The sequence below is a fragment of the Chryseobacterium tagetis genome, assembly GCF_016735585.2.
Taxonomy (GTDB): Bacteria; Bacteroidota; Bacteroidia; order Flavobacteriales; family Weeksellaceae; genus Chryseobacterium; species Chryseobacterium tagetis.
In genome coordinates this window covers 556,371-568,371 of sequence record NZ_JAERSE020000003.1, presented here as the reverse complement: position 1 = coordinate 568,371, position 12,001 = coordinate 556,371, and the positions used below count along the sequence as shown (strand labels likewise).

12 protein-coding genes and 1 pseudogene are annotated in these 12,001 nt (G+C 35.8%); 8 read left to right on the top strand and 5 right to left on the bottom strand.

The features are described from left to right. Window positions 1-78: 78 nt before the first annotated feature. The 4 genes from JI747_RS12580 to JI747_RS12565 form a co-directional block, all read right to left on the bottom strand. Entirely contained in the window at window positions 79-1,089 is a 1,011-nt protein-coding gene (locus JI747_RS12580) for an NAD-dependent epimerase/dehydratase family protein (protein ID WP_225689199.1), read from the bottom strand. A gap of 64 nt (window positions 1,090-1,153) precedes the next feature. Then, window positions 1,154-1,729, bottom strand: coding sequence for a Crp/Fnr family transcriptional regulator (locus tag JI747_RS12575; RefSeq protein WP_225689197.1), 576 nt, complete (start codon window positions 1,727-1,729; stop codon window positions 1,154-1,156). 174 nt (window positions 1,730-1,903) lie between these two features. Further along, on the bottom strand, window positions 1,904-2,662 hold the full coding sequence (locus JI747_RS12570; RefSeq protein WP_225689195.1) for a Cof-type HAD-IIB family hydrolase: 759 nt from the start codon (window positions 2,660-2,662) through the stop codon (window positions 1,904-1,906). Beyond that, the gene (locus JI747_RS12565; RefSeq protein WP_225689193.1) at window positions 2,649-2,918 is read right to left on the bottom strand and encodes a SemiSWEET transporter; all 270 of its coding nucleotides are present in this window, start codon (window positions 2,916-2,918) and stop codon (window positions 2,649-2,651) included. Before JI747_RS12565 ends, JI747_RS12570 begins: the two co-directional genes overlap by 14 nt. Before the next feature lie 229 nt (window positions 2,919-3,147). Here JI747_RS12565 and JI747_RS12560 point away from each other — a divergent pair, with 229 nt between their 5' ends. The 8 genes and pseudogenes from JI747_RS12560 (at window position 3,148) to JI747_RS12525 (ending at window position 10,839) form a co-directional block, all read left to right on the top strand. After that, on the top strand, window positions 3,148-3,633 hold the full coding sequence (locus tag JI747_RS12560; protein ID WP_225689191.1) for a pyridoxamine 5'-phosphate oxidase family protein: 486 nt from the start codon (window positions 3,148-3,150) through the stop codon (window positions 3,631-3,633). 15 nt (window positions 3,634-3,648) lie between these two features. Then, window positions 3,649-4,653 (top strand): ligase-associated DNA damage response exonuclease, encoded by a 1,005-nt coding sequence (locus JI747_RS12555; protein WP_225689189.1) that lies wholly within the window; start codon window positions 3,649-3,651, stop codon window positions 4,651-4,653. Beyond that, a complete protein-coding gene (locus tag JI747_RS12550; protein ID WP_225689187.1) occupies window positions 4,650-6,230 on the top strand; it encodes an ATP-dependent DNA ligase in 1,581 nt (526 codons plus the stop codon). The genes JI747_RS12555 and JI747_RS12550 overlap by 4 nt, the downstream gene beginning before the upstream one ends. After that, window positions 6,227-8,689: a ligase-associated DNA damage response DEXH box helicase gene (locus JI747_RS12545; RefSeq protein ID WP_225689185.1), complete on the top strand. Its 2,463-nt coding sequence runs from the start codon at window positions 6,227-6,229 to the stop codon at window positions 8,687-8,689. The genes JI747_RS12550 and JI747_RS12545 overlap by 4 nt, the downstream gene beginning before the upstream one ends. After that, entirely contained in the window at window positions 8,686-9,333 is a 648-nt protein-coding gene (gene pdeM / locus JI747_RS12540; protein ID WP_225689183.1) for a ligase-associated DNA damage response endonuclease PdeM, read from the top strand. The genes JI747_RS12545 and pdeM overlap by 4 nt, the downstream gene beginning before the upstream one ends. A 279-nt stretch (window positions 9,334-9,612) precedes the next feature. Beyond that, window positions 9,613-9,819 (top strand): annotated as a pseudogene (locus JI747_RS12535) (ferritin-like domain-containing protein); the annotation flags it as partial. A 126-nt stretch (window positions 9,820-9,945) separates the two neighbouring features. After that, a complete protein-coding gene (locus JI747_RS12530) occupies window positions 9,946-10,383 on the top strand; it encodes a tetratricopeptide repeat protein (protein ID WP_225689181.1) in 438 nt (145 codons plus the stop codon). 90 nt (window positions 10,384-10,473) lie between these two features. Next, window positions 10,474-10,839, top strand: a complete 366-nt coding sequence (locus JI747_RS12525) for a hypothetical protein (RefSeq protein WP_225689179.1) — start codon at window positions 10,474-10,476, stop codon at window positions 10,837-10,839. 56 nt (window positions 10,840-10,895) lie between these two features. On the opposite strand, the gene JI747_RS12520 is transcribed toward JI747_RS12525, so the two are convergent. Then, window positions 10,896-11,984 carry an alkene reductase gene (locus JI747_RS12520; RefSeq protein WP_225689177.1) on the bottom strand — a complete coding sequence of 363 codons (1,089 nt, stop codon included), beginning with the start codon at window positions 11,982-11,984 and terminating at the stop codon, window positions 10,896-10,898. Window positions 11,985-12,001 lie beyond the last annotated feature (17 nt).

Here is a 12,001-nt window from a genome sequence, read left to right as displayed (position 1 = left end):
ATACGATTTTAGCAAAAAAGAGACTTGTTTTCTAAGCCCCTTTTTTATTGATTAGGTTATTTCATTGCATATTATAATTTATAGTAAATCCTTATGCTCCATAAGATAAGCTAATGCTTCTTCGACTGCCTGTTCAGGTTTTTTAGGATTAAATCCCAATTCATTTCTTGACTTAGAAATATCAAAATTTTGCTGTAAACCTGAGAACATAGCTATTTCCTTTCTCGTCAGAACTGGAGCCTTTCCACTTATTTTTGCTGAAAGCTCCATAAATCCAGCAATCGTATAGAGTATAAAGTCAGGGACAGAACCCGGAACTTTCAATTTTATTTCAGGATAAAGCTTTTGAGCTAATCTGGTTGTATCGGTAATGGTCATACATTTCTCATTGGCAAGGATATAACGCTCTCCAGAACGTCCCTTTTGTGCAGCGAGATAACAGCCTTCAGCTACATCTTTCACATCTACCCAATTAAGGGTAATTTTGGTATCCATCGGAATTTTTTTATTTAAAATTAGCTTTAAAACACCATAAGAAACATTCAACGGAAGAAATGCTTCACTCCCGATCATTGCTCCGGGCATCACAGACACTAGCTCTACGCCCAATTCCTCTGCCAATTGGAAAGCTAGCTTTTCACCATCATTTTTGGAATTATAATACATATCTCTGCGGTCAGGATTGTAACCATTACTCTCTTTAGTCGGCAGTTTGGTGTAATCTAAAGCAGCAATTGAACTTACATATACTATTCTCTTTACTCCTGCTTCTGCGGCAGCTTCTATCGTGTTACGGGTTCCATCCATATTTACATCGTAAATTTCTTTTTTAGGATCTTTTGCCCATAATTTAAAACTGGCACCTACGGCATAAAATGTTTCGACACCCTGCAGTGCCTTTACAAATGAAGCCTTGTCTGTAATATCTGCCTGAATAACCTCACAGACCAAACCTTTGAAACAATCCTTATTTTTAATGTTACGAACCGAGCATCGAACCTGAAATCCTTTTTCTATTAGTAATCTAACAAGATTATTACCCAAATGTCCGTTTGCTCCAGACACGAGTACTAATTGTTTATTTGTCATATCCTTTGATTTTAATTGATAGGACAAAGTTCAGTCTTGCTATTTCAAAAACACTTCACAAATGTTACTTAATAATTTGTTTGCGGATACGGCTCAAACTTTTAGGGTTCATTCCAAGAAAAGAGGCGATATATTGCATTGGAACATTGTGGAGTATTTCCGGATGCTCATTTAAAAGTTTTAGATATCGCTTTTCCGCACTAAGCGTTGCCAATTCTTTAGAACGTTTTTCATTGTAGGATAACGATTGTTGAAATACCAAAAAACTAAAATCCTTAAATGCGGGACTTTCTTGTATCAACAGATCAAGATCAACTTTTTTGATTCTTAAAAGCTCACATTCGGTAATACATTCCAGATTTTGGTCTGATTTGGTTTGATTTACAAAATGACTGTAAGCAGTTATAAATCCGGGAGGACAATTGATATGTGTAGTTATCTCATCACCCTTCTCATTATAATGAAATAAACGAACAAAACCTGATACAACAAAATACAGATAGTTAGGAATTTTATCTTCCTTTTCCAGTACTACATTTTTGGCGTAAAGGACAGGTTCAAAATAATGCACACACAAATCTATTTCCTTATCAGAAAGTTTTATTTTTTGTAAAATAAGTTGGATGAGCTTTTGATGCATATAACAAAGGTAAAACATATGCGGTTATCTAACATTAAATTTAAAAATTGATATGTTCTAAATATCACTACTCTACCATCTATTACGCTTAAAAAATCTCCTTAGGGATATAGCTTTTTTATCCCTTTAGGCTTATTTTAGTATTGCCTACTAAATTTAAAAGTTTCATCATATTTAACTTAGCAAACCAAAATGCATTAAAGCACTCTCCACACCATGGTTATCAACCTCCTCAGTTACAAAATCAGCAATTTCTTTAACATTATCTCCTGCATTTCCCATCGCAACTCCAATTTCTACAAATTTTAGCATAGAAATATCATTTCCTCCATCTCCGAATGCCATCGTTTCGGAGACATCAATATTAAAATGTTCACAAAAGTATTCTACTCCTTTCTGCTTACTTATTCCACCCGGATTGACATCAGCAAATAAAGATGTCCATCTCGATGACTGTGAATTAGGCATCACTTCCTGCATAAAAGATTCTTCCTTCTCAGGATTAATAAAAACATTGACCTGCAGAACATTTTCTACATCAACAGTTTCTTTATCATACAAAGGTGGTAACGGAAGATTCACGTGAGTATATAGCTCCAAAACTTGTGGACTTTCGTGGCTGATTCTTACTTTATCTTCATACATTAATGAAAAGCTCACACTTGATTTTTCCGAGTGATTAATCAAATTCTTAATATCATCAGGATGAATAGTCTGTTTAAACATCACCTGACCATCGATTGTCATACAATATCCTCCATTAAAGGTAAGAAAACCATCAAACTCAATATGTTTAATATGATTGAGGTCATTGATAGACCTACCTGTTGCTACAATAACTTTTATACCTTTTTCCCGAAGGTTTTTTATGGCATTTTGAGTTGACTCTGGAATTACTCTTGTTTTTAAACTAAGCAGTTTATTTATCCGCATTATTTTTATACAAAAAATAGCAAATAAAAAGACACACATTTACCAGTACGGCAAAAGCGTTTGAAAAAATAATGGGCAATTCATCGTTAAGAAATCCATACCATACCCATAATGAAAGTCCTATAATAAGGATTAGAATCATGACCCAAGATAGCTCACCAACATTTTTTTCTCTGATTACTTTTATAAGCTGAGGAAGCATTGAAAGCGAGGTTAAAGTTCCGGCAACAATTCCTAAAATATTCTCATTGATCATTACAGTCTTCTTTTTATCTATTGATATACTATACTAAGCTTTATCTTTTGTATTTTCCACTAAACCTATTCCATAAAAAAAACCTAAGATGGTTACAAAAGTTTATTTAGCTCTCATCACTATTTGTTTGTATATGGTATTATTAAGATGCAAATTTTAAGCCGCTGGATAAAAAAACAAAAGGCATAATAGTTGATTTACAGTAAGAATTAATTACAATTTTACTATCATGTCAAACACCACTTCACCCTACGAAAATCTGAGCGGTCCAGCCGCAATTGAAAAAATCAAACATGTTACAGAAGAATCAGATACCTGTTTTTTCTCTACCCGTGTAGACGCAAATACCCATAGTCGCCCCATGACCATACAGGAAATAGATCCTGAAGGAAATATTTGGTTCTTAAGCGATGTAAACAGCGATAAAAATCATGAAATCAGCTCTGATTCAGAAGTAGAGCTTTATTTTATGAATACCACTAAAAATGAATATATTTTTATCAAAGGAAAAGCTACCCTATTTCAGGATAAATCTCTTATCGAAAAGCACTGGAACAATTTTGCCAATGCATGGTTCAACGGAAAAGAAGATCCCAATCTTACCGTCATAAAAGTTATACCTGATAACGCTTACTATTATGAAACCAAAGAAAGTAAGCTGGTTGCAGGGAACTCTACAGAAAATAATAATGTTGAAGGCACGTTGGAAATCTGATAAAAACCTCTTTACATGCTCCTTAAATTCACTTCTAAAGGTATTTACTGTATTCCTGGCAAATTTTATATTGACCCGTGGAAGCCTGTAGATTTAGCGGTCATTACACATGGGCACGCCGATCACGCACGAAGTGGAATGAAAAAATACCTGTGCCATCACTTTACCAAACCGATTCTGCATTCCAGGATTGGAAAAGAAATTGAATGTCAAAGTGTGGAATACGGTGAAGTCTTGAATATTAACGGAGTAAAAGTTTCGCTGCATCCGGCAGGACACATCATAGGTTCAGCACAGATCCGTATGGAATATAAAGGTTATGTTTCCGTTGTTTCTGGCGATTATAAAATTCAGAATGACGGAATTTCCACCCCTTTTGAATCTGTACAATGTAATGAATTCGTTTCCGAAAGCACTTTCGGGCTTCCTATTTACAACTGGCTTACAGTAGAGGAACAGGAAAAACAAATGCGGAACTGGGTGGAGCAAAATAAATCGAATGGTAAAACCTCTGTATTTATAGGCTATTCATTAGGAAAATCACAACGAATCATGAAAGCTTTGGATGGGCTGGATGAACTCCATGTACACTACTCTATTGCCAAACTAAACGAAGCCTATGAAAGTGTAGGGATACAACTCCCCAACTATAAAACAGTCGATCTCCGTGAAGACAAAAAACATCTTGATGGTAAAATAGTCATCCTTCCGCCCGCTCTTATTGATAATCCGGCAATGAAGAAAATTCCCAATTTGGCATATGCCATTTGCTCCGGCTGGATGCAGATCCGTGGAGCCAGACGTTGGAGAAGTGCTGATGCAGGTTTTGCGGTAAGTGATCACGCTGACTGGCCGGGATTAATTTCAGCTATTAAAGCTACTGAAGCAGAAAAAGTACATATCACCCACGGACAAACCGCTGTATTTTCAAAATATTTAACTGAAATAGGAATTTCCGCCGATGAAGTAAAAACCGAATACGGAAATGACGAAGAAACCACAGAATTTGACCCCGAATGAAAGATTTTGCCACTTTGATCAACGCACTCAACAGCACCAACAAAACCTCCCTGAAACAGGAGGCAATTTTAAGGTTTCTGGAAGAAGCAGATCCACAGGATAAAATGTGGTTTCTGGCATTGTTTACAGGCAAAAAGCCCAAAAGGAACATTAATTCCACGATTATGAAACAATGGGCTATGGAAACTGCCCATATTCCTGAATGGCTGTTCGTGGAAAGCTATTCTGCAGTAGGAGATCTTGGGGAAACTATTTCGCTGCTGCTTCCACAGCCTCAACACATTACAGAACACTCACTTTCTGAGTGGATGCGTAAAATCGTTGCCTTGAAACACTATACCGAGGAACAGAAAAAAGAATTTGTTTTAGATGCCTGGAAAAGCCTTGATACTGTGGAACGTTTTATTTTCAATAAATTATTGGGTGGAAGTTTCCGAATCGGCGTATCTTCTAAGACCCTCATTAATACACTGGCAAAACATTATCATTTAGAAGCAGCGGCTATCGCACACAGCATTATGGGCGACTGGAACCCTCAGGAAATAGACTTCGATGCATTAATCAAAGGAGAATATACCAATACCAATCTGTCGAAGCCCTATCCTTTCTGTCTCGCCTATGCATTAGAAAAAAAACTGCAGGATTTAGGCCCGGAAGAAGATTGGCAGGCAGAATATAAATGGGATGGCATTCGCGGGCAGATGATTAAAAGAAATGATGAGATCTTCATTTGGTCCCGTGGCGAAGAATTGGTTACCCCGCAATTTCCTGAAATTGAAGCAGAACTTTCATCCTGGCAAGGAAACTTTGTATTAGATGGCGAAATTCTGGCTTTTAAAGACAATGCGGTTCTTAATTTTAATGAACTTCAAAAAAGACTGAACCGGAAATCCTTAACAAAAAAAATGATGGAAGAAATTCCTGTCGTAGTTTTTGTTTATGATCTTCTGGAGTTTGAAGGAGAAGATTATCGTGAAAGACCACTCGCTGAAAGACGAAAAAAACTAGAGGAGCTCCTGCAAAAGAATTCTTCAGAAAAACTGGTTCTTTCCCCTGTTATTCCTTTTAAAGAATGGCATGACCTTCCCGAAATCAGGGAAAAATCACGGGAAATCAACAGCGAAGGTCTGATGCTGAAAAATTACACTTCCCCTTATCACACCGGCAGAAAAAAAGGAGACTGGTGGAAATGGAAAATCGATCCTCTAACGATTGATGCTGTTCTTATCTATGCTCAAAAAGGCAGCGGAAGACGAAGCGCATATTATACAGATTACACTTTTGCTGTAAAAAAAGAAGGAAAACTAGTGACTATCGCCAAAGCTTATTCCGGTTTAACGGATAAAGAAATTCAGGAAGTCAGTAAATTCATTTCTAAAAATGTGCTGGAAAAATTTGGTCCGGTACGAACAGTAAAACCTGAGCTAGTTTTTGAGATAGCCTTTGAAGGGATTGGATATAGCAGCCGTCATAAATCGGGAGTAGCCTTACGGTTTCCACGGATCTTACGATGGCGAAGAGATAAAAAAGCAGATGAAATAGACGATATAGAAGAGATAAAAAAACTTATTACGTGACATCAAAATTCGAACAGTCGGAAGGTTTTCGCATCATTCAGCAATGGCTGCATGAGAAAGATAGGTCACCTTTTTCTTTTCAGAAAGAGACGTGGCATCGCTTTTCCAACGGCTATTCGGGAATGGTAATTGCGCCTACAGGCTTTGGAAAAACCTTCTCCGTCTTTGTCGCCGTTCTTATCGATTTTTTTAATCATCCTAAACGTTATAAAACAGGATTGAAGCTTCTTTGGATTACTCCTCTTCGTTCTTTGGCAAAAGATCTGGCAAAAGCCATGCAGGAAGCTGTGGATGAAATAGGACTAGACTGGATTGTGGAAGTAAGAAACGGAGATACGGATGCTAAACAAAAACAGCGTCAAAGCAAAGCCATGCCGGATATTCTGCTCGTTACTCCGGAAAGCTTACACCTTTTAATGGCTCAAAAAGACAATCAGCGTTTTTTTAACAACGTACGTTGTATAGCAGTAGACGAATGGCACGAGCTATTGAGTACCAAACGCGGTGTTATGGTAGAATTGGCATTGGCTGTTCTCAAATACAGAAATCCTCAGATCAGAGTCTGGGGAATCACCGCCACCATAGGAAATCTTGATGAAGCGCTGGAAGTTTTAATTCCGAATCCTAAGAAAAGAACTAAAGTAGTCGCTAAAGAACAAAAGAAAATTGATATTTTATCCGTTTATCCTCCGGAAGTTGAAATATTACCATGGGCAGGACATTTAGGCGGAAAATTAGTACAGGAAGTTATTCCTGTCATTCTAAAATCAAAGTCAACGCTTGTTTTTACCAATACACGGAGCCAGGCTGAAATGTGGTACCAATTGCTTTTAGACGCTTATCCCGATTTTGCGGGGCAAATTGCACTACATCACAGTTCTATTGATGCCCATTTACGGCAATGGGTGGAAGACAATCTTACTTCCGGGGCATTAAAAGCAGTAGTTTCCACCTCATCTTTAGATTTAGGAGTAGATTTTAAACCTGTGGATACCGTTATCCAGATTGGCTCCAGCAAAGGAGTTGCCCGGTTTATGCAGCGGGCGGGACGAAGCGGGCATTCCCCGTTTGAAACTTCTACTATTTATTTCGTTCCTACCCATTCGTTAGAGCTCATCGAAGTTTCGGCATTGAAAGAAGCAGTAAAAAATAAAGTGATTGAAAAACGGGAACCTTTTATTTTGGCTTATGATGTATTGGTTCAGTTTCTCGTTACTCTTGCTTTAGGAGGTGGATTTTATGCGGATGAACTCTTTCCTGTGATTAAAGGCACTTATGCTTTTTCAGAACTTAAAGAAGAAGAATGGAAATGGTGCATTTATTTCATCACACAGGGCGGAAAAACAGGAAAAAACTATGAAGAATTTCATAAAGTCGTTCGTGAAGAGGATGGAAAACTGGTCGTTGAAAAAAGAAAAATTGCCATGCTTCATCGGATGAATATTGGTGTTATCGTCAGCGATTCTATGCTGAGGGTAAAATTTCTGTCCGGAGGTTATATAGGAATGATTGAGGAATATTTCATTTCAAAACTGCATAAAGGAGACAAATTTGTGTTGGCGGGTCGTATTTTAGAATATGTGATGCTGAAAGAAATGACGGTCTACGTCAGATTATCCAGCGGAAAAGCTATTACTCCAAGCTGGCTCGGCGGAAGACTACCTCTTTCATCAAACCTCAGTTTCTTTTTAAGAAAAAAATTAGCAGAATCTTTATCTCCCAACTCCAGAGAGAAGGAACTTAAATTTTTACATCCTTTACTTGTCAATCAAAATGAAAATTCACATATTCCGAAAGAGAATGAGTTTTTGGTAGAGCAAATTAAAACCAGAGAAGGCTATCATTTATTCTTTTATCCTTTTGAAGGGCGGTTGGTACATGAAGTGATGGCTGCTTTATTGGCTTACAGGATCTCAAAATTATATCCTATAAGTTTTTCAATGGCAATGAATGATTATGGCTTTGAGTTGTTTTCAGACAAAGAAATTAAATTATCAGAAGAAGAGCTTCATCACATTCTTTCCAAAGAAAATCTAATGCAGGACGTGATTAGCAGTGTAAATTCGACGGAAATGGCGAGAAGGAAGTTCCGGGATATTGCGGTAATCTCCGGAATGGTTATCCAGACGATGCCGGGAAGACAGGTCAATAACAAATCTCTACAATCCTCTTCAGGTATTATCTTCTCGGTTTTAGAAGACTATGATCCCGAAAACTTACTGCTTCGTCAGGCTTATACGGAAGTTTTCAACCAGCAGTTAGAAGAAGTACGATTGGTCGCCGCATTTGAGAGAATTCATCAAAGTAAAATTATTTATATTCATTCCGACCGTTTTACTCCCTTAAGTTTCCCTATAAAAGTTGACAGTTTGCGACAATCCTTATCCAGTGAAGATTTAGCTTCAAGAATCCATAAGATGCAGGAGGCCAATCTGAAAAAGAAAAACAGAAAAAAATGAAGATTATCGAAAAGCTTATTGTTATTAAAGAACAAAATTTAATTCTGACCAATCAGCGTGCTTTGTTTTGGAAAGAATCTTCTGCATTGATTTTATCTGATTTACATTTAGGAAAGACAGCCCACTTCAGAAAAAACGGAATTGCTTTACCATCTGATATTATACAGCAGGATTTAAAAAGATTATCAACTTTAATTCATCATTTTAAAGCAGAAAAAATCATTATCGTCGGCGATTTTCTTCATGCAGGAAAAAATTCGGAATTTGAAATCTTCTCAGACTGGAAAACACAGTTTCCCGCATTATCTATTATTTTAGTAAAAGGAAATCATGACCGTGTTTCAGAAAAGGATATTCTGGAGTTAGGAGTCTCTGAAATCCATACGGTTTATCAGGAAAATGAATTTATTTTCAGCCATCAGGATCTGAAAGATGAGCCAAAGTTTGTGATTTCAGGACATCTTCATCCTGGTGTTATTCTGCAATCCTCAACTAAAAGATTAAAATTCCCCTGTTATGTTGTGACAGATCATCAGTTGATTTTACCCGCTTTCAGCACATTTACCGGACTGGATACTCAAAATTATTTTCCTGATGCACAAAAATATATTTTTACTCAAGATTCTATTTATTTAATTTCTTAAAATATAAAACCTTATTTTAAACAAAGACATTGAGGAATTTAGAATAATTTTAAAGTATTAAAACCGGGTGTTGAACTTATTTTTGATAATCATACATAAATATCCCACATTATGAACACAAAAAGAATTTCAGTACAACTAGAAAAAGCATTATCCACACAAATGAACATGGAAGATTTACAATCACGAGTATATTTATCTTACGGAATCTGGGCAACTGATCAAGGTTATGACGGTATCGGAAATTTTTTGTTCCGACACGCGTAGGAAGAACGTAATCATGCTATTAAGTTCATGGAATATATCCTGAATAGAGGCGGAAAACCTAAAGTAGAAGCATTACCAGCTCCAGGATGTGACCCAAAAGGCTTATCGGACTATTTTAATTCAGTTTTCAAACATGAGGTTGACGATACAGAAAAAATGTATGCATTAGTAGATTTAGCCTTCAAAGAAAAAAAATGGGCAACCTGGAACTTTTTATAATGATTTGTAAAAGAACGAATTGAAGAAGGAACCTTAACAATAGAGCTTATAGACAAACTAAAAATTGCTGGCGGTGATCAAGTTACTGATGAATCCTTATTTACACTTGATAAAACATTAGCTGAAATGCCTGATGAAGCAAAATTGGCACAAACTGGTTTTCATAAAAATATTGGCAACACGAAATTATCACTTGGATATTATCTTGAAGCAAGAAAGTTTAATAAAGAGTATTTAAAGCAAGACTATTATTATTTTGAAATGGCTGGGTTATTATTTGAGTTAAAGAAATTTAATTTTGCAGCACGATTCTATGAAAAGGCAATCGAATTGAAAACAGAATATAGATTATCAAAAGCCCTTCTGGCTGACTCTTATATTCATCAAGGGCAATACGAAAAAGGAATTAAATTATTAGATGAATTTTTAACTGAAGAGTACGATAATAATGATATACAAAAAGATGAATCGTACTTAAAGTTTCTTTGCTTTAATTCTCCACTCCTTAATAACTATCCAAAATTTCAGAATAGAGAACCGGATAAAGAATATAAAGAATTGTAGGCTAAAAATATTGATGGCTCTCTTGACTTCGATTTATTATATTCTGAGGCTTGGGTGGAAAATGGAATTAGAGCTAATAAAATCCCAAATATGCTTGAAACATTTATTTCATACATTATGGCTGCTCTTCTACATAAAGAAGATCCTATGTTATGGGTTTTCGCAACTGTAGCAGGCCTTTTAGACGAAGGAGCAGCATATTTAAATGTATATCATGTTATAAGATTAGCTTATCAATATAACAATGAAAAGTATATTGATCTAATGTTTGAATATTTAAGTGCGAAATTACCTAATGCAATTGAATCGATAATGAACTTTGTAGAATTATATATAAAAGATATACCTAAAGGAGATTTTTCACTACGTTTTTTTGAAGATGACAAAAATTATTTTTTAGATTATAATATAATTAAAGAATATCTGATTACGTCAAAGATAAAACACACTATATAAAAAATAACATTTTTTTATTCGGTACATTCAAATAAATAGTTGCCTATATTTATCAATTATACTCTTTCATAAAAAGGATAGTCTGTATAGCCTGCAGCTCCAAGAGTATAAAATGTGCTGATATCCCATTCATTTAATGGTAATTGCTCTTCAAAGCGTTTGACAAGATCGGGATTGCTAATAAAAAGTCTTCCAAAGGAAACAAGATCAGCGGTGCCATCCTCAATAACCTCTTCAGCTTTATGCTGCGAAAATCCACCATTGATAATAAATGTTCCGTTATAAATTTTGCGATAATGCTTGGAAGTTGTAATTATGGTTTCTAAAGCATTTACTGGATCGTGAGAAAACCCACTGATGTGAAGATAAGCTAAGGAGTAATTATTAAGTTTTCCGATAATGTAATCAAACAACTTATCAGTTTCATCATCCAAAATAATCCCAAATATATTTGTAAATGTGGGAGATAACCTCACACCAATTTTAATATTTGGAATATTTTCAAGGATTTCTTCAATAACTTCAAAAAGAAATCTTGCTCTATTTTCAATAGAACCTCCATACATATCTTCTCTGTGATTGGAACATTTAGCAAAAAACTGATGAAAAAGATATCCATTCGCAGCATGAATCTCAATACCATCAAATCCTGCTTGAACTGCATTTTTTGCTGCTTGAACAAAATCTTCAATTGTTTGATTAATATCATCAAAATTCATTTCCTTTGGAGCAACGGTATCAACAAACCCCTTATCAGTATATGCTTGATATTCTGGATTTATTGCAGATGGAGCTAATGGTAAACGACCGCCTAAAAGATCAGGATGTGAAATTCTACCAACATGCCACAGCTGGGCAAAGATTTGACCTTCAGACGCATGAATTGCATCAGTTACCTCTCTCCAAGCATTAATTTGCTTTTTCGAGTAAATGCCTGGAACATTTATGTAGCCTGTAGCCCTTGTGCTAAGCGCTAAACCTTCAGATATAATTAATCCTGCTGACGCCCTTTGACTGTAATATTCAGTGTGCAACGAAGTAGGTACTAAATCATCATTATGAGCTCTACTACGGGTTAATGGAGCCATCACAACTCTATTTTTTAACTCTAAAAGATTAGTATTGTACTGCGATAATAAATTCATATTCTTATTTATTAATT

Bases quoted from the DNA above. Each gene is read 5' to 3' on its own strand.
- JI747_RS12580 (WP_225689199.1), bottom strand. From the start codon at position 1,089: ATGACAAATAAACAATTAGTACTCGTGTCTGGAGCAAACGGACATTTG.
- JI747_RS12575 (WP_225689197.1), bottom strand. From the start codon at position 1,729: ATGCATCAAAAGCTCATCCAACTTATTTTACAAAAAATAAAACTTTCT.
- JI747_RS12570 (WP_225689195.1), bottom strand. From the start codon at position 2,662: ATGCGGATAAATAAACTGCTTAGTTTAAAAACAAGAGTAATTCCAGAG.
- JI747_RS12565 (WP_225689193.1), bottom strand. From the start codon at position 2,918: ATGATCAATGAGAATATTTTAGGAATTGTTGCCGGAACTTTAACCTCG.
- JI747_RS12560 (WP_225689191.1), top strand. From the start codon at position 3,148: ATGTCAAACACCACTTCACCCTACGAAAATCTGAGCGGTCCAGCCGCA.
- JI747_RS12555 (WP_225689189.1), top strand. From the start codon at position 3,649: ATGCTCCTTAAATTCACTTCTAAAGGTATTTACTGTATTCCTGGCAAA.
- JI747_RS12550 (WP_225689187.1), top strand. From the start codon at position 4,650: ATGAAAGATTTTGCCACTTTGATCAACGCACTCAACAGCACCAACAAA.
- pdeM (WP_225689183.1), top strand. From the start codon at position 8,686: ATGAAGATTATCGAAAAGCTTATTGTTATTAAAGAACAAAATTTAATT.
- JI747_RS12530 (WP_225689181.1), top strand. From the start codon at position 9,946: ATGCCTGATGAAGCAAAATTGGCACAAACTGGTTTTCATAAAAATATT.
- JI747_RS12525 (WP_225689179.1), top strand. From the start codon at position 10,474: ATGCTTGAAACATTTATTTCATACATTATGGCTGCTCTTCTACATAAA.
- JI747_RS12520 (WP_225689177.1), bottom strand. From the start codon at position 11,984: ATGAATTTATTATCGCAGTACAATACTAATCTTTTAGAGTTAAAAAAT.